Source organism: Dietzia sp. DQ11-71 (assembly GCF_014144995.1).
GTDB classification, from domain to species: Bacteria; Actinomycetota; Actinomycetes; order Mycobacteriales; family Mycobacteriaceae; genus Dietzia; species Dietzia kunjamensis.
On record NZ_JAALDT010000079.1, the window covers coordinates 1 to 20,191 of the forward strand.

General features: G+C 69.0%; 20 protein-coding genes, 1 tRNA gene and 1 other RNA gene. 5 read left to right on the forward strand and 17 right to left on the reverse strand.

All coding sequences use genetic code 11. The annotated features are described in order from the left end of the window. Positions 1 to 578 (reverse strand): cbb3-type cytochrome c oxidase subunit I (locus tag G6023_RS03135; RefSeq protein WP_182634062.1); only part of this gene is annotated, 578 nt, incomplete at its 3' end. A 254-nt stretch (positions 579 to 832) separates the two neighbouring features. Here G6023_RS03135 and G6023_RS03140 point away from each other — a divergent pair. Next, positions 833 to 1,969, forward strand: coding sequence for an ABC transporter substrate-binding protein (locus G6023_RS03140; RefSeq protein ID WP_241727647.1), 1,137 nt, complete (start codon positions 833 to 835; stop codon positions 1,967 to 1,969). A gap of 85 nt (positions 1,970 to 2,054) precedes the next feature. Here the strand turns inward: G6023_RS03140 and nrdF are convergent, their stop codons facing one another. The 5 genes from nrdF to ykgO all read right to left on the reverse strand — a co-directional run bounded on the left by nrdF (position 2,055) and on the right by ykgO (position 6,678). After that, entirely contained in the window at positions 2,055 to 3,071 is a 1,017-nt protein-coding gene (nrdF, locus tag G6023_RS03145) for a class 1b ribonucleoside-diphosphate reductase subunit beta (RefSeq protein ID WP_067712425.1), read from the reverse strand. Positions 3,072 to 3,126: 55 nt separating this feature from the next. Continuing rightward, entirely contained in the window at positions 3,127 to 5,208 is a 2,082-nt protein-coding gene (gene nrdE, locus G6023_RS03150) for a class 1b ribonucleoside-diphosphate reductase subunit alpha (RefSeq protein WP_241727648.1), read from the reverse strand. A 68-nt stretch (positions 5,209 to 5,276) separates the two neighbouring features. Next, positions 5,277 to 5,723 (reverse strand): class Ib ribonucleoside-diphosphate reductase assembly flavoprotein NrdI, encoded by a 447-nt coding sequence (gene nrdI / locus G6023_RS03155; protein WP_096905852.1) that lies wholly within the window; start codon positions 5,721 to 5,723, stop codon positions 5,277 to 5,279. 60 nt (positions 5,724 to 5,783) lie between these two features. Then, positions 5,784 to 6,014, reverse strand: a complete 231-nt coding sequence (locus tag G6023_RS03160) for a redoxin NrdH (protein ID WP_096905853.1) — start codon at positions 6,012 to 6,014, stop codon at positions 5,784 to 5,786. 541 nt (positions 6,015 to 6,555) lie between these two features. Further along, positions 6,556 to 6,678, reverse strand: coding sequence for a type B 50S ribosomal protein L36 (gene ykgO, locus G6023_RS03165; RefSeq protein WP_003852698.1), 123 nt, complete (start codon positions 6,676 to 6,678; stop codon positions 6,556 to 6,558). Between the two features lie 247 nt (positions 6,679 to 6,925). On the opposite strand from ykgO, the gene nadE reads away from it, so the two are divergent. Beyond that, the gene (gene nadE, locus G6023_RS03170) at positions 6,926 to 7,795 is read left to right on the forward strand and encodes an NAD(+) synthase (RefSeq protein WP_182634063.1); all 870 of its coding nucleotides are present in this window, start codon (positions 6,926 to 6,928) and stop codon (positions 7,793 to 7,795) included. A gap of 21 nt (positions 7,796 to 7,816) precedes the next feature. Here the strand turns inward: nadE and G6023_RS03175 are convergent, their stop codons facing one another. From G6023_RS03175 to prfB, 11 genes are all read right to left on the reverse strand, one after another. Further along, entirely contained in the window at positions 7,817 to 8,920 is a 1,104-nt protein-coding gene (locus tag G6023_RS03175) for a serine hydrolase domain-containing protein (protein ID WP_182634064.1), read from the reverse strand. Between the two features lie 95 nt (positions 8,921 to 9,015). Beyond that, a tRNA-Ala gene (locus G6023_RS03180) sits at positions 9,016 to 9,088 on the reverse strand. A 158-nt stretch (positions 9,089 to 9,246) separates the two neighbouring features. Beyond that, complete coding sequence (locus tag G6023_RS03185; protein ID WP_069388455.1) at positions 9,247 to 9,984, reverse strand: DsbA family protein; 738 nt, start codon at positions 9,982 to 9,984, stop codon at positions 9,247 to 9,249. A 159-nt stretch (positions 9,985 to 10,143) separates the two neighbouring features. After that, positions 10,144 to 10,517: a transfer-messenger RNA gene (gene ssrA / locus G6023_RS03190) on the reverse strand. 118 nt (positions 10,518 to 10,635) lie between these two features. Next, positions 10,636 to 11,451, reverse strand: coding sequence for an EamA family transporter (locus G6023_RS03195; RefSeq protein WP_472986416.1), 816 nt, complete (start codon positions 11,449 to 11,451; stop codon positions 10,636 to 10,638). A gap of 29 nt (positions 11,452 to 11,480) precedes the next feature. Beyond that, entirely contained in the window at positions 11,481 to 11,990 is a 510-nt protein-coding gene (smpB, locus tag G6023_RS03200) for an SsrA-binding protein SmpB (protein WP_067712405.1), read from the reverse strand. A 72-nt stretch (positions 11,991 to 12,062) separates the two neighbouring features. Further along, positions 12,063 to 12,965, reverse strand: a complete 903-nt coding sequence (ftsX, locus tag G6023_RS03205; protein WP_182634066.1) for a permease-like cell division protein FtsX — start codon at positions 12,963 to 12,965, stop codon at positions 12,063 to 12,065. Then, positions 12,965 to 13,654 (reverse strand): cell division ATP-binding protein FtsE, encoded by a 690-nt coding sequence (ftsE, locus tag G6023_RS03210; protein WP_182634067.1) that lies wholly within the window; start codon positions 13,652 to 13,654, stop codon positions 12,965 to 12,967. Before ftsE ends, ftsX begins: the two co-directional genes overlap by 1 nt. An 87-nt stretch (positions 13,655 to 13,741) precedes the next feature. Beyond that, a complete protein-coding gene (locus G6023_RS03215) occupies positions 13,742 to 14,371 on the reverse strand; it encodes a hypothetical protein (RefSeq protein WP_182634068.1) in 630 nt (209 codons plus the stop codon). Then, positions 14,371 to 15,267 (reverse strand): mechanosensitive ion channel family protein, encoded by an 897-nt coding sequence (locus G6023_RS03220; RefSeq protein WP_182634069.1) that lies wholly within the window; start codon positions 15,265 to 15,267, stop codon positions 14,371 to 14,373. Before G6023_RS03220 ends, G6023_RS03215 begins: the two co-directional genes overlap by 1 nt. After that, positions 15,267 to 16,373 carry a peptide chain release factor 2 gene (gene prfB / locus G6023_RS03225; protein WP_154830266.1) on the reverse strand — a complete coding sequence of 369 codons (1,107 nt, stop codon included), beginning with the start codon at positions 16,371 to 16,373 and terminating at the stop codon, positions 15,267 to 15,269. The genes G6023_RS03220 and prfB overlap by 1 nt, the downstream gene beginning before the upstream one ends. Positions 16,374 to 16,545: 172 nt before the next feature. Here prfB and G6023_RS03230 point away from each other — a divergent pair, with 172 nt between their 5' ends. The 3 genes from G6023_RS03230 to G6023_RS03240 all read left to right on the forward strand — a co-directional run bounded on the left by G6023_RS03230 (position 16,546) and on the right by G6023_RS03240 (position 20,129). Next, positions 16,546 to 17,349 (forward strand): inositol monophosphatase family protein, encoded by an 804-nt coding sequence (locus G6023_RS03230; protein ID WP_182634070.1) that lies wholly within the window; start codon positions 16,546 to 16,548, stop codon positions 17,347 to 17,349. 118 nt (positions 17,350 to 17,467) lie between these two features. After that, positions 17,468 to 18,874: an acyl-CoA dehydrogenase family protein gene (locus tag G6023_RS03235; RefSeq protein WP_119191991.1), complete on the forward strand. Its 1,407-nt coding sequence runs from the start codon at positions 17,468 to 17,470 to the stop codon at positions 18,872 to 18,874. 49 nt (positions 18,875 to 18,923) lie between these two features. Further along, positions 18,924 to 20,129 carry an acyl-CoA dehydrogenase family protein gene (locus tag G6023_RS03240; RefSeq protein ID WP_182634071.1) on the forward strand — a complete coding sequence of 402 codons (1,206 nt, stop codon included), beginning with the start codon at positions 18,924 to 18,926 and terminating at the stop codon, positions 20,127 to 20,129. Positions 20,130 to 20,191 lie beyond the last annotated feature (62 nt).

Consider the following 20,191-nt stretch of genomic DNA (forward strand, 5'->3'; position numbering starts at 1 on the left):
GTGGTGACGAAGTTGACGGCACCGAGGATGGTGCCGATACCGCCGATGCCGACGCCGAGGATCCAGAGGTCCGCGCCGACGTTCGGCGAGTGGATCTTGTCCGCCAGCGGCATGTACATGGTCCAGCCGAAGGACGCCGCGCCACCGGGGGTCAGGAAGCCGGAGAGCATGATCGTGCCGCCCGCGGCGAACAGCCAGAAGCCGAACGCGTTGAGGCGCGGGAACGCCACGTCGGGGGCGCCGATCTGCAGCGGCATGATGTAGTTCGCGAACCCGACGACGATCGGGGTTCCGTAGAGCAGCAGCATCACCGTGCCGTGCATGGTGAACAGCTGGTTGAACTGCTCATTCGACAGGAACTGCATACCCGGGAAGAAGAGCTCTGCCCGGATGAGCAGCGCCATGAGGCCGCCGGCGAAGAAGAAGATGAAGCAGGTGACGATGTACATGATGCCGAGCAACTTGTGGTCGGTCGTCGTCAGCATCTTCCACACGAACGAGCCCGGCCGGGCATCACCCGTGGGTTCACCCGGCGGGTGGTCGAGTTCGTGGACCGGCTTGGGGGCCACTGCGGTCATAAGGGTCCTCCTGAACGCCTCACCCGACGTCGCGGGTCGAACCACCGACCCCACGTCGAACGCATAGGAATAGTGCGTGACCGCAATCCTAACCCCCGCCTGAGAGAGACGCCCACCCGCCCCGTCGAACTCGTCACCGGTGGTCACCCCCGCTAATCGCGCCGTGGTCCGGCACGCCGGGGCGGGCACCCGCCGCCCGCCCGCGACCTCCGCGTGAGCGACCCCACCCGGCCGATCTCCTAGGCTGTTGTCCCATGACCGATTCCGTGACCGCCCCCCGCCGACACCCCGCGCGGGGGTATGCCCGGCGCGCCGTCAGGGCGGCGGTCCCCCTGGCGGCCGGGCTGACGCTCGTGGCGTGTGGCCCCTCCCCCGTCGACATGGTCGAGCACCCGATGACGACGACCCCGTCGCGGATGGCCGGCGAGGAATTGCAGCGCTCGGCGGAGCCGGAGGAGTCGTGCGCCCCGGCACCGGTCCCCGCGGAGTTCCCCGGGCCGGGTGACCGCAGGGTCCCCACGGAGGGGCCGGGTCCGGACCGGGTGGAGGTGCCGCGGTCGCCGGAGAGGATCCTGGCGCTCGGCACAGGCGCGGTGGACACGGCCTGTGCCCTCGGGCTGCAGGACCTCGTCGTCGGCACGTTCGGCCTACCCGACGGTGCGGACGTCTACCTGCCCGACTCACTGACCGGACTCCCGACGGTCGGTCCCCTCGTCGGCGGGGACGCCGACGAGGTCGCGCGGGCCGCGCGGGAACTGCGTCCGGACCTGATCGTGCTGGCCGGGTCGGACGAGGTGGACCCGGCCGTCGTCGCCGCCGTGACTGATGTCGCCCCCACCGTGGTCTACGACGCCGACGTCGTCGACTGGACGGAGGCCACCGAGGCGATCGCCGACGCCTACGGCAGGCCCCGCGCCGGCGGCGATCTGCTGCTGGAGGTGATCGAGCGGGCGCAGCGCACCGCCGACGCGACCACCCCGTCCGACACCCGGGTCTCCCTGGTGTCGGTGACCGGAGGGGAGGGTGACGGCGTGGAGGTGCAGCGGCCGGACACGCTGGGCTCCCTGATGCTCGAGGCCGTGGGTGCCGAGCGGCCCCCGGCGCAACGCACGCGCGACGGCGAGCACGTCCCTCCCCTGCCGCAGTCCCCGGCCCTGGGTGACGAACTGGACGGGGATGTGATCTTCGCGGTGGTCGGAGGCGAGACCGGCTCCGAGGACGCGGCGCGGGAGGTCTTCGCCTCGGACAGGTGGATGGACCTCGACGCCGTGGGATCGCAGCGCGTGTTCGTGGTGGACCGTGCCGTGTGGGAGGGCGCGGGCCCGGTGGCGGCGCGGGCGGTCCTCGACGACATCCGGGGCTCGATCAACGGGGTCGCACCGGACGGGTAGCCAGCAGTCCCTCCACGACCGTGAGACGACGACGCCCCTGCGACCGTGTTCGGTCGCAGGGGCGTCGTGGGTCGCTACCGGTGCGTCAGAAGTCCCAGTCCTCGTCCTCGGTGGCCTCGGCCTTGCCCATGACGTACGAGCTGCCGGAGCCGGAGAAGAAGTCGTGGTTCTCGTCGGCGTTGGGGCTCAGGGCCGACAGGATCGCCGGATCGACGTCGGTCTCGTCCTTGGGGAACATGCCCTCGTAGCCCATGTTCATCAGCGCCTTGTTGGCGTTGTACCGCAGGAACTTCTTGACGTCCTCAGTCCACCCCACCGGATCGTAGAGATCCTCGGTGTAGTCCGCCTCGTTGTCGTACAGCTCGAACAGCAGCTCGAAGGTGTAGTCCTTGAGCTCGTCCCGCTCTGCCTGGGTGACGTGCTCGAGGGCGCGCTGGTACTTGTACCCGATGTAGTAGCCGTGCACCGCCTCGTCGCGGATGATGAGCCGGATGACGTCGGCGGTGTTGGTGAGCTTGGCCCGCGAGGACCACCGCATGGGCAGGTAGAAGCCCGAGTAGAACATGAACGACTCGAGCATCACCGAGGCGATCTTGCGCTTGAGCGGATCGTCCCCCGCGTAGTACCCGAGCACGATCTTGGCCTTCTTCTGGAGGAAGGGGTTCTCCTCCGCCCAGCGGAACGCGTCGTCCACCTGCGGCGTCGAGCACAGCGTGGAGAAGATCGTCGAGTAGCTCTTGGCGTGCACCGACTCCATGAACGCGATGTTGGTGAGCACCGCCTCCTCGTGCGGGGTCGACGCGTCGGGGATCATGCTGACGGCGCCGACCGTGCCCTGCAGGGTGTCCAGCAGGGTCAGGCCGGTGAAGACGCGGGTGGTGAGCTGCTGCTCGTACTCCGTCAGGGTCTGCCACGACGGGATGTCGTTGGAGACCGGCACCTTCTCCGGCAGCCAGAAGTTGGTGGTGAGCCGGCCCCACACCTGATCGTCGACCTCGTCGGGGACGCGGTTCCAGTTGATGGCCGACACCCGGTCGACCAGCTTGGGCTGGATGCCGGCGGCGGGACTGTGGGATCCCGGAGCGTGCAGCTCGGCGGTCATCGGATCTCCTCCTGGGGACGTGTGGGGTTCGGGACGCGGGCCTGCGGCCGGGCGGTCAGAGCATGCACGAGACGCAGCCCTCGACCTCGGTGCCCTCGAGCGCGAGCTGACGCACGCGGATGTAGTACAGGGTCTTGATGCCCTTGCGCCACGCGTAGATCTGGGCTCGGTTGACCTCACGGGTGGTGGCCGTGTCCTTGAAGAACAGGGTCAACGACAGGCCCTGGTCCACGTGCTGGGTGGCCGCCGCGTACGTGTCGATGATCTTCTCGTAGCCGATCTCGTACGCGTCCTGGTAGTAGTCCAGGTTGTCGTTGGTCAGGTAGGGCGCCGGGTAGTAGACGCGCCCGATCTTGCCCTCCTTGCGGATCTCGATCTTCGACGCCACGGGGTGGATCGACGAGGTCGAGTTGTTGATGTAGCTGATCGACCCCGTCGGCGGCACGGCCTGGAGGTTCTGGTTGTAGATGCCGTACTTCTGCACGTCGGCCTTCAGCGCGCGCCAGTCCTCCTGCGTGGGGATGGTCACCTCGGCCTCGGAGAACAGCGTTCGGACCCGGTCGGTGGCCGGCTCCCACACCTGGTCGGTGTACTTGTCGAAGAACTCACCCGAGGCGTACTTCGACTCCGGGAACCCGGCGAACCAGGTCCCGCGCTCCCGCGCGATCGCGTTGGACGACCGGAGCGCGTGGTAGAGCACGGTGTAGAAGTAGATGTTGGTGAAGTCGACACCCTCCTCGGATCCGTAGTGGATCCGCTCACGCGCGAGGTAGCCGTGGAGGTTCATCTGCCCCAGGCCGATCGCGTGCGACTCCGAGTTGCCCCGCTCGATCGAGGGCACGGAGTCGATGTGGGTCTGGTCGGAGACCGCGGTCAGTCCCCGGATCGCCGTCTCGATGGTCCGACCGAAGTCCGGCGAGTCCATGGCCTTGGCGATGTTGAGCGAACCGAGGTTGCAGGAGATGTCCTTGCCCACCTCGGAGTAGCTCAGGTCCTCGTTGAACTCCGAGGCCGTGGAGACCTGGAGGATCTCCGAGCACAGGTTGGAGTGCGTGATCTTGCCGGCGATCGGGTTGGCCCGGTTCACGGTGTCCTCGTACATGATGTACGGGTAGCCGGACTCGAACTGCAGCTCGGCGACGGTCTGGAAGAAGTGCCGGGCGTTGATCTTGGTCTTCTTGATCCGGCTGTCCTCGACCATCTCGTGGTAGTGCTCCGAGATGTCGACGTCCGCGAAGGGCTTGCCGTAGATCCGCTCGACGTCGTACGGCGAGAACAGGTACATGTCGTCGTTGCGCTTGGCGAGCTCGAAGGTGATGTCCGGGATCACCACGCCCAGGGAGAGCGTCTTGATGCGGATCTTCTCGTCCGCGTTCTCACGCTTGGTGTCGAGGAACTTGAAGATGTCCGGGTGGTGCGCGTGCAGGTACACGGCGCCGGCACCCTGTCGGGCCCCGAGCTGGTTGGCGTAGGAGAACGAGTCTTCCAGCAGCTTCATCACGGGGATGACGCCCGAGGACTGGTTCTCGATGTGCTTGATGGGCGCGCCGTGCTCACGGAGGTTGGACAGCAGCAATGCCACGCCACCGCCGCGCTTCGACAGCTGCAGCGCGGAGTTGATGCTGCGGCCGATGGACTCCATGTTGTCCTCGATGCGCAGCAGGAAGCACGAGACGGGCTCCCCGCGCTGCTTCTTGCCGGAGTTGAGGAACGTGGGGGTGGCGGGCTGGAATCGACCGTCGATGATCTCGTCCACCAGCTGGCGGGCCAGCACCTGGTCGCCGGCGGCGAGGGTGAGCGCCACCATGCACACGCGGTCCTCGTAGCGCTCGAGGTAGCGCTTCCCGTCGAAGGTCTTGAGCGTGTACGAGGTGTAGTACTTGAACGCGCCGAGGAAGGTCGGGAAGCGGAACTTCTTGGCGTATGCGTGGTCGAACAGTTCGCGGACGAAGTTGCGCGCGTACTGGTCCAGCACCTCGCGCTCGTAGTAGTCCTTCTCGACCAGGTAGTCGAGCTTCTCGTCCAGGTTGTGGAAGAAGACCGTGTTCTGGTTGACGTGCTGGAGGAAGTACTCCCGCGCCGCCCGGCGGTCCGCGTCGAACTGGATCTTCCCGTCCGCGTCGTAGAGGTTGAGCATCGCGTTGAGGGCGTGGTAGTCGAGACGCTGACCGTCGCCCGCCTCTCCCGCGGTGATGCTCTCGGGGTTCACGGTTGGTGCTGCCAAAACTCTTCCAATCCCTCTCGGACGCGGATGACGTCCTCGTGTGTGCCCATCAACTCGAAGCGGTAGAGGTACGGGACCCCCACCTTCTTGGCGATCACGTCGCCGGAGCGACCGAAATCCCGTCCGAAGTTGGTGTTGCCGCCGGCGATGACTCCCCGGCAGAGACTTCTGTTGTGCGCGTTGTTGAGGAACGCGACCACCTGCCGCGGGACCGCGGCTCCGTTCTTGCCTGTGATCTCGAGGCTTCCCCCGTAGGTCGGAACGATCAGAACATACGGGTCCGACACCGTCGGGACGGGCTCGGTCCTCCGCACCGGAATACGCAGTGCGGGGAGACCGAGCCGGTCGACGAATCGTTTGGTGTTCTCGGAGATGTTGGAGAAGTAGACGATCCTCACCGGCTTCTCGGCCGGTATCGGAGCCGCCATCGCCGCCCCCTTGTCGAAGGAATCCTGGTGTTACCGCGCCGTCGGACTGCTCCTGCGCAGTCAGGCCGCCACGGAGGCGAGTGCCTTGATGCGGTCCGGGCGGAAGCCGGACCAGTGGTCGGAACCCGCGACCACGACGGGCGCCTGGAGGTACCCGAGCGCCATGACGTACTCCCGAGCCTCGTCGTCCATCGAGATGTCGATGATCTCGTACTCGATGCCCTGCTTGTCGAGCGCCTTGTAGGTGGCATTGCACTGGACGCAGGCGGGCTTGGTGTAGACGGTGACCATGTGTCTCAGGACCTCTTTCAGCACGGCGCCCGGACGGCGCGAGGGGCTCTTCTCGTAGCGGCCTCCCGGGCCCGGGCTCTCGCCCGGCCTGTGGATGACCGCGGTGTCTGTCGGGGGTCACGGTCCGAATCCCACGAGTGACATTCATTGGGGCCGCAACGCTTCTAGACACTACCCCTAGTGGCCAGCGAGTCAATCGACCACAACATTTTGGTCTTACATCGCTGGTATTCCCAGGTCGCGATCCCGCCTTGTGGACACCGTGGGCCCCCGGTGGGAACCCCGTCCCCGGACCGTCGAACCGGCGCCGCGCACACCTACGGTCGCACGCCGATCACCGCCCCGGAGCGGCGGGTCGGCATCCCACAGGACCTCCCCAGAGACCCCACAGATTGTCCCCACGCCCTCCACAAGTGAGCGGATGGTCGCCGCCGCGGGGCGCGCCGGAGAGGCCATGACGACGAGGGGACGACGACGAGGGCCCGCCGCCGGCGAACCGGTGGCGGGCCCTCGAGGGTGCGTGAGGACTCACGCGGACATGTCAGCCCTGGCGGGCCTTGAAACGGGGGTCCTTCTTGTTGATCACGTAGACCTTGCCGCGACGACGGACAACCTGGGCGCCCGGCTTGTTCTTCAGCGACCGAAGGGACTTGCGGACCTTCATCTGGCGCTCCTTAGGCTCTCGGGGCGGCCGCTATGGCCGCCGACACGACTGGGGATCACTGTGCGACACGCCCGTCCCGAAAGGTCGGATGTACGACACACAACTGGTCCATCGTAACGGACTGCCCGGCCAGAACTCCAACCGGCGACGGACGGCACCCCGCCCGCACCCCGGCCGCGCTCCGGGCACTCGCGGCCACCGGCGGAGATGTCACGCGGTCGTCACACGTGGTTCCTATGCTGACGCCATGACCGAGACCACGACAGATCGCGCTGCCGCCCTGCGCGCCACCATCATCGCCGAACTCGGCGTCCGTCCCGACATCGATCCCGCGGAGGAGGTCGGGTCGCGGGTCACGTTCCTGGTCGACTACCTCCGTTCGACCCCCGCCACGGGCTTCGTCCTGGGGATCAGCGGCGGGCAGGACTCCACCCTGACCGGCCGGCTCTGTCAGCTCGCCGCGGAGCGACTCCGGGACGAGGGGATGTCGCACGCCCGGTTCGTGGCGATGCGCCTGCCCTACGGCGAACAGGCCGACGAGGCCGACGCGCAGGCGGCCCTGGAGTTCATCCGTCCGGACGAGAGTCTCACGGTGGATGTCCGCCCCGCCTCCGACGCCGCCTCCGAGGCCGCCTCCGCCGCACTCACGGCTCTGCCCGACGAGGCGGGGCCGCTCCGTGACTTCGTCCGCGGCAACGTCAAGGCGCGTGAGCGGATGATCGCCCAGTACGCCGTGGCCGGGCAACTGAACCTCCTCGTCGTCGGCACCGACCACGCCGCCGAGGCGGTCACCGGCTTCTTCACCAAGTACGGCGACGGCGGGGTCGACCTGACCCCCCTGACCGGTCTCACCAAACGACAGGGCGCGGCACTGCTGCGCCACCTCGGCGCGCCGGACTCCACCTGGCGCAAGGTCCCCACCGCCGACCTCGAGGACGACCGGCCGGGCCTGCCCGACGAAGTCGCCCTCGGGGTGACGTACACCCAGATCGATGACTACCTCGAAGGCCGCGACGGCGTCCCGCCCGAGGCCTCCGCGCGCATCGAGCAGCTGTTCCTGGGCTCGCGCCACAAGCGCACGGTGCCCGCCACCCCGCTCGACACGTGGTGGCGCTGACCGGTCTGCGGGAACGAGTCGTCAGCGCAGCAACGTCCAGACCGTCTCGAGCGCCTCGGCTGTGCCGGGCACGTCGAAGGACTGCGTCGTGAAGACCGCCGCGGCCCGCCCGGTGCCGCGGTCGACGTAGCCGATCGTCCCCAGTCCCCCGGCCCAGCCGACCACGCTGCCCGGGCGGACCTCCACCTGGAACCCGAAGCCGCAGCCGGGCCCCAGGAAACCCTCCGCACTCGCCCGCTGCTGCGCGGTCAGATGGTCGGTGGTCATCAGACGGGCGCTCTCGCCGTCGAGCACCGGGCCACCGTCGACGAGCACCCCCAGAAGTTCCAGGTAGTCGCCCACCGTCGAGGCGAGCCCGCAGGCGAGGGACTCGAAGACCGGCGGTACCGCGAACCTGCCCGCGGTGTCCAGAGGCCGAATCCGGCCGTCGGGCCCGAGGCCGTACGAGGTGGGGAGCCGGGAGAGGTCCGCCGTGAACCCCGTGTCCTCCAGCCCCAGCGGCCCGGTGACGTGCTCGGCCAGCAACTCGGTCACGGACGAGCCGGTGGCGCGGGCGACCAGCACCCCGAGGACATCGCTGCTGGTGTGGTACCACCACGCCTGACCCGGCTGGCCCGCGAAGGGCAGCTCCGCCAGCCGCCGGAGATACTCGTCCGGCGCGACGGCCGGGGCGTACGGCCCCGGGGCGACCCCACGGTCGGACATCGCCTCCGACAACGCGGGGTTCTCCCCCACCCAGCCGGCACCCGCGGTCATGGTGAGCAGGTGCCGCAGTGTGACGGGCCGCTCGGCCGGGACCGTGCGGTCCAGCGGGGCGTCCGGCGTGGCCAGCACGCGAGGGTCCGCCAGCTCGGGCAAGAACGTGTCCACCGGGTCGTCGAGGGTCAGCACACCGCGTTCCACGAGACGCATCGCCAGGATCCCGCCGACCGGCTTGGTGTTGGACGACAATGGGAACACCGCGTCCTCCCCCAGCGCAGGTCCGCCCACGGTGCGGGCTCCGCCGGAGACGATCCTGGAGCGCCCGCTCTCGCGGACGCCGCAGACGTACCCGACCAGCCGACCGTGGTCGACGAGCGCGTCGAGCACGTCGACGACGTCCGTGATCTCCCCTGGCCCCGCCATACCCCCGACACTACGACCGCGGACCGCATGGCGGAAGACACCAAATGGCGAGATCCCGGGACATCGTTTCCGTTGTCCCGGGATCTCGTCCTCGGTGGAGCTAAGGGGACTCGAACCCCTGACCCCCACACTGCCAGTGTGGTGCGCTACCAGCTGCGCCATAGCCCCGTATCGATTTATCCGCCGCTCACCTCTCGGTGACCGGCCCGACCTAAGTTACACCACCACGGTTCGGGCCTCCAAATCGGACCCGGCCCCGCCGGGAAGGGCGAGGCCGGGCCACACATACGCACCCGGCACGAGCACCGGGCGGTTCTCCGGACGAGTTACGCGATGATGTCCTGGAGCCAGGCCGCGTTGCCGATGTCGACGACCTCGCCCTCGTAGGCGACAGTCGGGGTGGACACGCGATCGGTGATCTCGCGGATGCTCTGCTGGGCGTTGTCCGCACTGTCGGAGGCCTTGTCCATGCCGCCGTTGGACTCGACGTTGCCGATGCACTCGACCGAGTCCGCGTTCGCGCCGGCTGATTCCGCGATGTCCGCCAGCTCGCGGGCCGAGAGGTCGCCGCCGCCCTCCCCCGGCTGCTCGGCGAAGAACGCATTCTTGACGTCGAAGAACACGGGCAGGGAGTCCTTGGCCGCGACACACTGAATGGCCGCGAGCGCGCGCGTGGAGTACTCACCGGAGCCGGACTGGCCGTTGAGGAAGTTCAGGGTGTGGAACTCGACCTGCAGATCCCCGGCCTCGACGGCCTCGGAGATGGACTCACCGTACTGCGCCTCGAAGGAGCCACATGCGGGGCACATGTAGTCCTCCCAGATCTGGACGGTCGGCGCCTCGTCCGGGCCGACGACGACCACGCCGGCCTCGGTGATGTCGATCAGCTCGTCATTGGTCTCGCCGAACGTGATGGGGTTGGCCTCTCCGCCCCGCTGGGCCATCCAGACGACGCCACCGAGGACCACGACGGCGACCGCGATGAGCGCGACCACGGTGATGATCATCCCGTTGTTGGACTTGGTCTGGAGGACCTTGGTGTTCTTGTTGGGCTTGGCGTTCACGTGTACGCAGGCCTTTCTCTACTGGGAGACCGTCGACCTCTTCCGGGTGACCGGCACTACGCCAGAGGGTACCGAAGCGGTGGGAGCGACCCCGCGCGCGCACCGTCGATGCAAATGCACCACACCCCCGGTCGGCGTCGACCGGGGGTGTGGCCCGAATGGTGGAGCTGCCGGGAATTGAACCCGGGTCCTCCGCAGCATCGGCAGGGCTTCTCCGTGCGCAGTCCGCGTTGGCCTCTACTCGGATCTCACCCTCATGCGGACATGTCGGTGATGACGATCCCAGTCACTGTGTGATGTCCCGACCCACCCCGTGACCGGGTGAGCCGGTGATCTCTCTAGATGATGCCGGTGACCGGGGCGAGAGCGACCCCGGGCCGACAGACTACGGGCTCGCTATCAGGCAGCGAGGGCGTAGTCGCGCTGATTGGTATCGGCGCGTAATTGGTTGCCACGACGCTTACGGTGGTCTCTGGCCTGCACCGGCACGCTTCCCCTGCGTCAACTCACGTAGTCGAAACCAAGTCAGCCCCGTCAGGACCGCCGACTTCCGCCGACGGACTCCCCACCCTACCCCGGTGACGCGCCGCCCGCCAGAGTGATCCCGCTCTCCCCTCTCAGCCGAGCACCCGGTTCAGCCGAGCACCCCGTTCAGCCGAGTGCGAGCAGGGAGATCGCCACCCCCGCCAGGACGAGTCCGACCATCTGGACCGCACGCATCCGCTCCCCGCCGTGGGCGATCGCCAGCGCTACGGTGAAAGCGGGGTACAGCGCAGCGATCACACTGACCAGGGAGAGCATCCCCGCCTGCGAGGCGAAGTAGAAGGCACCGTTGGCGACGGCGTCGAACACGGCGATCACCACGCCGATCGCGATGAGACGCCGGGAGAAACGGAACGACTCACGGGCTGCGACCGCGGCGACCAGCAGCATCACCGTCGCCCCGATCCGCGAGGCCGCGACCGGCCACAGGCCCTGGCCCGGCGGCACCTGCGCCAACAACACGAAGAACGCGGCGAACGCCAGCCCGGAGAAGAGCGTGAGCACCAGGAGACGACGGGTGAGGCGCCCGTGCAGGGCGGACGAGCCGTCCCGGCTCTCCATGGAGACCAACACGGTCGCCACCAGCGCGAGCGCCATGCCCGCCCCCGCCGCGGGCGCGGGCCGCTCCCCCGCCGCCAGACCGAACGCCAGCGGAACCGCCGCCGCCAGGACCGCCGTGATCGGCGAGATCACACTCATCGGCCCGCGGGAGAGTGCCAGGTAGAACGACCACACCGCGACACCCGAGGCCAACCCGGAGGCCAGGCCCCACCCCAGACCGACCCAGGTCGGCGACCCACCGGCGACCAGGGCAGCGACGCCCACCAGCACGATCGACAGCGGATAGGAGACGCTGACCACGCGCAGCACGCGGGCGCGGCGGGAGGCCACACCGCCGAGGTAGTCGCTGATGCCGTACGCCACCGCCGAAGTCGACGCCAGCGCCACCGGCATCATGCCCGCATGCCCTTGATCTTCCTGCCGAGTTCACGCACGGCCTCACGCTCGGCGGTCCGGCGGGCGATGTCGTGGCGCTTGTCGTGCGCCTGCTTGCCCCGTGCGACGGCCAGCTCGACCTTCACCCGGCCACCCACGAAGTAGAGGGACAGCGGGACGAGGGTGGCGTTGCCGTCGCGCACCTTGCCCACGAGCGAGTCGATCTCGCGGCGGTGCAGCAGGAGCTTCCGGGCACGCTTCGGGGCGTGGTTGGTCCAGCTCCCGTGCGAGTACTCGGGGATGTGGAGTCCGCGGAGCCACACCTCGCCGTCGTCGACCGTCGCGAACGCGTCGACCAGCGAGGTCTTGCCCTCGCGCATGCTCTTGATCTCGGTCCCGACCAGCGCGATGCCGGCTTCGTGCGTCTCCAGGATCTGGAAGTCGTGCCGGGCCTTGCGGTTGCTCGCGACGATGCTCCCGTCGGAGCCGAGGGACGACGCGCCCTTCTTCTTGTTCTTCTTGGCCACGTCGCGTCACCTCCTGATTGCCGTGCCCTCGCCGCCGTTCCGCAGCCCCCAGAGTCTAGATGGAGGGCGCGTTCAGTGCCGAACCGTGAGCCTCAGGGTGATCCAGGCGGTGAGCGCGGAGACCACTGCGCCCGCCACGACCAGCCCCGGTGCGAGGAGGAGGATGTCGGGGGTGGTGATCCGCTCGACCAGGTTCGCGCGGTAGGCCTCCGCCAGCACCCTGTCGAGGAAGACGTTCTTGGCCACCAGCAGGCCACCCACCGCGAGGAGGGCGCCGGCCACCGCCGCGATCGCCGCCTCGAGGACGAACGGCAACTCCGTGTACCAGCGGCTCGCGCCCACCAGTCGCATGATCCCCAGGGCGGTCCGCCGGGTGAACGCCGCGATCTGCGTCATGTTGGCGATGAGCAGGACGGTCGCCAGCAGCTGGACGACCGCGATCGCGAAGGCCGCGTTGCGGACGCCGTCGAGGACGGAGAAGACCCGTTCGACGAGCTCGCCCTGCCCCTGGACGATCTCGATGCCGTCCACCTCCGCCAGGTCACGCGCCACCGCCTCGGCCCGCGTGGGGTCGGTCAATGTGAGGGTGAACCGCGAGCCGAGGGCGTCCGGCGAGGTCGACTCCACCAGCACCGGGTCTGTCGAGGAGAACAGGTCAACGAACTCGGCGTAGGTCTCCTCGGGATTCTTGTACTCCACCGACGCCACGCCCGGCGTCGTCTCGAGCCGCTGGAGGATCCGGCCGCATTCCGCCGCGCAGTCCGGATCCTCCAGCGAGATCGACCGGTCCACGTAGACGCGGAACTCGTTGAGGTAGTCGTACTTGCCCTGACTCGCGGACGCGGTCATGGCCACGAGCAGGCCCGCCCCCAGCATGCCCAGGGCCACCGCCGTGGTGATGATCATGGCCAACGTCATGGACAGGTTGCGGCGCAGTCCCTGCCCGACCTCGGAGGCGACGAACGTAGCGGCCATCAGCGGTCCACCCCGTAGGTTCCGCGGGCGTCGTCGCGGACGACCGAGCCGTCGACCAGTTCCACCACGCGGCGCCGCGAGCGGTCCACGATGTGCCTGTCGTGGGTCGCCATGAGCACGGTGGTCCCCGTCCTGTTGATCCGGTCGAGCAGGAGCATGATGTCCTCGCTGGTCTCGGGGTCGAGGTTGCCCGTCGGTTCGTCCGCGAGCAGGAGCACCGGGCGGTTGACGAACGCCCGCGCGATCGCGACCCGCTGCTGCTCCCCGCCGGAGAGTTCGTGAGGTCGGCGATCTGCCTTCCCGCCCAGCCCGACCATGTCCAGGGTCTCCGGCACCACCTTGTCGATGGTCCGGCGGGACTTGCCGATCACCTGCAGCGCGAACGCGACGTTCTCCGCGACCGTCTTGTTCTCCAGCAGACGGAAGTCCTGGAACACGCAGCCGAGAGAGCGTCGCAGCACGGGCACGTCGGAGCCCTTCATGCGCGTGAGGTCGTGGCCGGCCACGGTGAGGAGGCCCGAATCCGGGCGATCCTCGCGGAGAACGAGCCGCAGGAACGTGGACTTGCCCGATCCCGACGCACCGATGAGGAACGCGAACTCGCCGTCACCGATCTCCACGCTCACGTCGGACAGCGCCGGACGCGTCGAGGACGGGTACGACTTCGTCACACGGGAAGCAGTGATCACACCAATAGCCTAGCGCCACACAGGCCACAGTCATGCGGGAGTGAACATCATCGCGGGCGGCGGCCGCGGCGCGGCCACCCGGTGGCGCTACCCCTCGAGGGCGCCGCCGGGCACCGAGGTCTCCCCGGCGCCCGGGGCCTCCTGCTGCAACTGCGGTTGCGACTGCTGATCGGGCTGCTGCTGCGGCGACTGCTGTGGCTGTTGTTGCTGCGGGGACTGTTGATCGGCGCCACCGGGGAGCCCCTCGGCATCGGGACCCGTCGTCGCGGTCCCTCCCGTCACGGTGGTGCCGGTCGTGCGGGAGCCCGTTCCCGTGGGAGTCGGAGGCGAACTCGAGGTCGGGGCAGTGGTGTCGGTGGTCTGATCCGTTGGCGTGGACGACGGGTCGACCGGTTCGGCCGGTTCCGAGGTCCCGGTGGTGTCCCGCGCGGGCTGCGGTCCGAAAGCGACCACCGGCTCGTCGCGGACGAGCAGATACAGCACGCCTGCCAGGACGAACGCGCCGAGGAGGATCGCGGTCGTCCGGGACATCCTGAAGAACTCGCCGAGCAGTGCGACGATCCGGGGCTTCGGACTCCGCGAGGGAGCGTCCGGTGGTGGCGTCCCGCCCAACCCGAGCGGGTCGGGCCGGTCGAGGATCGGGTCGTCGTCGATCGCGGCGCCCTGCGGGGCGGTCTCGTCGGGTGGGGTCGTGCCATCGTCCCTGTGACGGGCCATCAGACGCTCCCCTCTCCGGTCTGCGGTCGCAGCATCCCGGCGCGGATGGCGGCCAGCGCCTCCGGCTCCAGGACGATCCCCTCCTGGCGGAAGCGGCGGAGGATGACGGCACGCATCCGACGGCCCACCTCCCACTGCATTCCCGGCTTGGTCCGGGCGAGCAGGCGGATGACGGTCTGCTCGAGCTTGATCGACTGCACACCCATGACCGACGGCTCGTCGAGCACGTACTCACCCACACGGTCGTCGTGGACGATGTCGCGACAGACCTCGGCGAGCACCTCGTGCGCCTTGTCCATGTCGGCGTTGTTGGGCACGGGGACGTCGATGATCGCACGAGCCCAGTCCTGGGATTGATTGATCGCGGTGACGATCTGACCGTTCGGGACGATGACCGCCTCGCCGTCCAGGGTGCGCAGCCGGGTGATGCGGAGCGTGACGTCCTCGATCGTCCCGGCGGCGACGCCGGTCGCGGTGGTGAGTTCGACGATGTCACCGTAGCCGTACTGACGCTCGGCCAGCACGAAGAAGCCCGCGAGGAAGTCCTGGACGATCTTCTGCGCGCCGAAACCCAGCGCGGCGCCCAGGACGGTGGCCGGCGCCACCAGCGTGACGAGGTTGACGCCGAACCGGAGCAGGATCTGGATGCCGAACAGGATGTACAGCATTCCCACCGCGACGTAGGAGACGACCTGGACGAGAGAGTGGAGGTGCTTGGACTCCTCCGACCACAACTCCTTGTCGGCGTTCCTCGCGTCGATCCGGCCGGTCCACATCCGGGCGACCTTGCCGATCGCCCGGGTCATCAGGGCGGCACCCAGGACGAGGAGGACGACCTCCAGTCCGTCGTTGCTCAGCCAGGCCAGGACTCCGCTGAAGTCTGTCCGGAAGGCCACTAGGCGTCCGCCCCCTCCCGCATGCGCCATCGGATGCCGGCCTCGATGAACCCGTCGATGTCACCGTCGAGGACCGCGGACGGGTTGTTGACCTCGTACTCGGTGCGCAGGTCCTTGACCATCTGGTACGGGTGCAGGACGTAGGACCGCATCTGGTTACCCCAGGAGGCGTTGCCACCCGCACCGAGCGCGTCCATGGCGGCCCGCTCCTCCTGACGCTTGCGCTCGAGCAGCTTGGCCTGCAGCACCTTCATGGCGGCGACCTTGTTCTGCAGCTGGGACTTCTCGTTCTGACAGGTCACGACGATCCCGGTCGGGACGTGGGTGAGGCGGACGGCCGAGTCGGTGGTGTTGACGGACTGGCCACCGGGACCGGAGGAGCGGTAGACGTCCACCCGGACCTCGTTCTCCGGGACCTCGATGGAGTCGACCGTCTCCACGACCGGCAGCACCTCGACCTCGGCGAAGGAGGTCTGGCGGCGGCCCTGGTTGTCGAACGGGGAGATCCGCACCAGCCGGTGCGCTCCCTGCTCCACGGACAGGGTCCCGTACATGTACGGGTCCTTGACCACGAAGGTGGCGGACTTGATCCCCGCCTCCTCCGCGTACGAGGTGTCGTACACCTCGACCTTGTGGCCGGCCTTCTCCGCCCACCGGATGTACATACGCATGAGCATCTCGGCGAAGTCCGCGGCGTCCACGCCGCCGGCGCCGGCACGGATGTTGACCACGGCGTCACGCTGGTCGTACTCGCCGCTGAGCATCGTCTTGACCTCCATGGCCTCGACGTCCTCGCGCAGGCTGGAGCGCTCGGCGTCCGCCTCCTCGACGGCGCCGCCGCCCTCCTCCTCCGCCAGCTCGTACATCAGTGGCAGGTCCTCGATCCGCTGCCGCAGATCACGGCAGCGGCGCAGGTCGGCCTGGATGTAGGACAGCTCGCTGGTGACCTTCTGCGCCCGGTCCTGGTCGTTCCACAGGTCCGGGTCGGCGGCCATCTGCTCGAGCTCGTCGACGCGGCGGGCGAGCTCCTCGATGTCGAGGACCTTCTCGACCGTGGTCAGGGTCGCGTCGAGGGCAGCGATGTCGGCAGAAACTTCAGGGTGCACGAGTCCCAACTCTACGCGGCCCGGGCGCCTTCCAGCGTTTGCCCACCCGCCCCCTCCCCGTGGCCTGCCACGCCTCCGATCGTCACCCCCCGGCGGTAGCGTCGGATGCCTCGGACCCGCTACCACTCGTGGTCAGCGAGCCGCGACGACCAAGCGGAGGAAGTGAACGTCCATGGACACCCGCCACCCGGGCCCCCTGCACGACGAGTCCACCGGGGGGATGACCGACGTCGATCTGGCCGCCCGCCTCGTCGTCGACGCCGGAAACCTCGCGCGGCGACTGCGCGAGGACGGGCTCGACGTCCGCCGCAAGACCTCCGTCTCCGACGTGGTCACCGAGGCCGACGACGCGGCCGAGCGACACATCACCGCACTCCTCGCCGAACACCGCCCGTCCGACGGCGTCCTCGGCGAGGAGGGCTCCCTCGTCACCGGCGACGGCGAACGGCGGTGGGTCGTGGACCCGGTGGACGGCACCTACAACTTCGTCTCCGGCTCCGACTACTGGTGCTCGGCCGTCGCGGTCACCGGTGGTGACGACTACCTGCTCGGGGCGGTCCACCGACCCGTCACCGGGGAGACGTTCGTCGGCGGCTCGGACGTACCGACGCGCCGCAACGGGGTGCCCGTCGCGCGCCTGGCCCCCGGGGACCTGGCCGCCGGCAGCCTCGCCACCTACCTGCACCCGCCGTTCTTCGACGATCCCCATCTCGCCGAGCCCTTCCACCGCGTGAGCCGCGGCGCGGCGACCATCCGGATGCTCGGGTCCGGGTCCGTGGACCTGGCCTCCGTCGCGTGTGGGATCCACACGGTGTGGTGCCAGCACTCCTGCCCCGAGTGGGACTGGCTCCCCGGCCGCGCACTCGTCGAGGGGGCGGGCGGGGTGTGCGCGACCGTCGAGGTGGGCGGCTACGACTGGTTCGTGGCCGGTCGCCCGGGTGCGGTCGAGCAGGCGGTCGACCTCCTGCGCGGCTGACACCGCCCGCCCACCGGCGGCAGGGACGTGTTCGAGGAAAGTGTGGCGCTCGGAACTTACTCCGAAGTAAGGTGTCGGGAACAGCACAGTCCACCGTCCGTCACGAGAACAGCTGGTGATGATGAGCAAGAACCCCACAGCCCCGTCCACGACCGGACGCGCGGAGACCTCGACACCGGGCAAGAACCCCGCACGCATCGACGCCATCGGTGCCGCCATGCGCGCGCTGACCACCATTACCGGGTCGGAGTTCGCCGAGCGCTTCGGACTGCGGCAGAAGGTCGACCGGGTCACCTACGAGGCCACCAAGACCGGTTTCAAGACCCTCGGTGCCGCGACCAAGTCGTTCAAGAAGGTCACCGGCGGCGGCGCACCCAAGCGCCTTCCCGACGCCGACTCCGAGGCCCGGCCCGACCTGTTCGACCTCACGCTCGACGAGGACCAGCAGATGATCTCGCAGACCGTGCGAGAGTTCGCCGCCGAGGTCATCCGGCCGGCCGCGCACGACGCCGACGCCGCCGCCGAGGCACCCGCGTCGCTGCTCGAGCGCTCGGCCGAGATCGGCGCCACCATGCTCAACGTGCCCGAGGAGTTCGAGGGCATCGCCTCCGAGCGCGGCGTGGTGACCAACTCGCTGGTCGCCGAGGCCCTGGCCTACGGCGACATGGGCCTGGCCCTGCCGATCCTGGCCCCCTCCGGCGTGGCCACGACCCTGACGCAGTTCGGCTCGGACACCCAACAGAAGTCGTACCTCCCGGCGTTCGCCTCCGAGCAGGTCCCCGCAGCCGCCGTCGTGGTCGCCGAGCCGCGGCCGCTCTTCGACCCGTTCCGGCTCGAGACCACCGCCACCCGGACCGCCGGCGGGTTCACGCTCAGCGGCGTCAAGTCGATGGTGCCCACGGCCGGCAGCGCGGAACTCTTCGTCGTCGCCGCCTCGCTCGACGGCGCGCCGACCTTCTTCGTCGTGGAGTCCGACACCGACGGGCTCGTGGTGGAGGCCGACCCGTCCATGGGCCTGCGCGCCGCAGGCCTCGGCCGACTCGTCCTCACCGACGTCTCCCTGCCCGCCGACGCCATCCTCGGCGGCCCCGACGTCTCGCCGGAGGACCGGTCCTCGGCCTACGCCGACGTCATCCGACTCTCGCGCCTGGGCTGGGCCTCCCTCGCCGTGGGCACCTCCCACGCCGTCCTGGACTACGTGACCCCCTACGTCAAGGAGCGCCAGGCGTTCGGCGAGCCCATCGCGCACCGACAGGCGGTCGCGTTCGCCGTGGCCGACATGGCCACCGAGCTCGACGGCATGCGCCTGGTCACCTGGCGCGGCGCCGCCCGCGCCGAGCAGGGACTGTCCTTCGCCCGCGAGGCCGCGCTGGCCCGCAAGATCGCCGCGGACAAGGGCATGAAGATCGGCCTCGACGGTGTCCAGCTGCTCGGTGGCCACGGGTTCACCAAGGAACACCCCGTCGAGCGGTGGTACCGCGACCTGCGCGCCGTGGGAGTGGCCGAGGGTGTGGTGGTCCTGTGACGTCCGCCCGCCCCGCCACCCTCCCGAACCGGACCAAGGACCTGAAGCGATGATCAATCTCGAACTCCCCAAGAAGCTGCAGGCGGGTGCGAACCAGGCCCGCCAGGTGGCCACGCAGATCTTCCGACCCGTCTCCCGCAAATACGACCTCGCCGAGCACGAGTACCCCGTCGAGCTGGACACCCTCAAGGCCATGATGGAGGCCATGGAGGACGCCGGTCAGGCCGCCTCCGGCGCCACCATGGGATCCGGCGGCGCCCCGAAGCGGGAAGGCGTGGCCAACGGCGGCAACATGAAGTCGCTGCTCAACATCATCGAGACCTGCTGGGGCGACGTCGGCCTCACGCTGTCGATCCCCCGCCAGGGCCTGGGCAACTCCGCGATCGCCGCCGTGGCGAACGACGAGCAGATGGAGAAGTTCGGCCGGGTGTGGGCCTCGATGGCCATCACCGAGCCCGACTTCGGGTCCGACTCGGCCGCCGTCTCGGCCACCGCGCGGCTGGACGGTGACGAGTACGTCATCAACGGCACGAAGATCTACGTCACCTCCGGCGCCCGCGCGGACCACATCGTGGTGTGGGCGACCCTGGACAAGAGCAAGGGCCGCGCGGCGATCAAGTCGTTCGTGGTGCCGCGGGAACACCCCGGCGTCACCGTGGACCGGCTCGAGCACAAGCTCGGCATCCGGGCCTCGGACACCGCGCAGATCACGTTCGACAACTGCCGGGTGCCCAAGGAGAACCTCCTGGGCGACCCCGAGATCCGCGTGGACAAGGGGTTCGCGGGGGCCATGCAGACGTTCGACAACACCCGTCCCCTGGTGGCCGGGATGGCCGTGGGCGTCGCACGCGCCGCGCTCGAGGAGATCCGCACCCTCCTCGAGGAGGCCGGCATGGAGATCGACTACGACCGGCCCGCCACCAGCCAGCCCGCCGCCGTGGCCAAGTACCTCGAGCTCGAGGCCGACTGGGAGGCCGCCTACCTGCTCACGCTGCGCGCGGCGTGGATGGCCGACAACAAGATGCCCAACACCAAGGAGGCATCGATGTGCAAGGCCAAGGCCGGGCGCACGGGTTCCGCCGTGACCCTGGGCGCGGTCGAGCTGGCCGGCAGCTACGGCTACTCCGAGCGCAGCTTCCTGGAGAAGTGGTCGCGCGACTCCAAGATCCTCGACATCTTCGAGGGCACCCAGCAGATCCAGCAGCTGGTGATCGCGCGACGGATCCTGGACCTGTCCAGCGCCGAGCTCAAGTGAGCTGACCCCGGCGCGATCACCGCTCTGAGCGGCGCCCCCGCGGACATCCGGTCCGCGGGGGC

Excerpts from the sequence above, each read along its gene's own strand:
- G6023_RS03140 (WP_241727647.1), top strand. The coding sequence starts at position 833 with ATGACCGATTCCGTGACCGCCCCCCGCCGACACCCCGCGCGGGGGTAT.
- nrdF (WP_067712425.1), bottom strand. The coding sequence starts at position 3,071 with ATGACCGCCGAGCTGCACGCTCCGGGATCCCACAGTCCCGCCGCCGGC.
- nrdE (WP_241727648.1), bottom strand. The coding sequence starts at position 5,208 with ATGCTCAACCTCTACGACGCGGACGGGAAGATCCAGTTCGACGCGGAC.
- nrdI (WP_096905852.1), bottom strand. The coding sequence starts at position 5,723 with ATGGCGGCTCCGATACCGGCCGAGAAGCCGGTGAGGATCGTCTACTTC.
- G6023_RS03160 (WP_096905853.1), bottom strand. The coding sequence starts at position 6,014 with ATGGTCACCGTCTACACCAAGCCCGCCTGCGTCCAGTGCAATGCCACC.
- ykgO (WP_003852698.1), bottom strand. The coding sequence starts at position 6,678 with ATGAAGGTCCGCAAGTCCCTTCGGTCGCTGAAGAACAAGCCGGGCGCC.
- nadE (WP_182634063.1), top strand. The coding sequence starts at position 6,926 with ATGACCGAGACCACGACAGATCGCGCTGCCGCCCTGCGCGCCACCATC.
- G6023_RS03175 (WP_182634064.1), bottom strand. The coding sequence starts at position 8,920 with ATGGCGGGGCCAGGGGAGATCACGGACGTCGTCGACGTGCTCGACGCG.
- ftsX (WP_182634066.1), bottom strand. The coding sequence starts at position 12,965 with ATGGCCGCTACGTTCGTCGCCTCCGAGGTCGGGCAGGGACTGCGCCGC.
- G6023_RS03215 (WP_182634068.1), bottom strand. The coding sequence starts at position 14,371 with ATGGCCCGTCACAGGGACGATGGCACGACCCCACCCGACGAGACCGCC.
- G6023_RS03230 (WP_182634070.1), top strand. The coding sequence starts at position 16,546 with ATGGACACCCGCCACCCGGGCCCCCTGCACGACGAGTCCACCGGGGGG.
- G6023_RS03235 (WP_119191991.1), top strand. The coding sequence starts at position 17,468 with ATGATGAGCAAGAACCCCACAGCCCCGTCCACGACCGGACGCGCGGAG.
- G6023_RS03240 (WP_182634071.1), top strand. The coding sequence starts at position 18,924 with ATGATCAATCTCGAACTCCCCAAGAAGCTGCAGGCGGGTGCGAACCAG.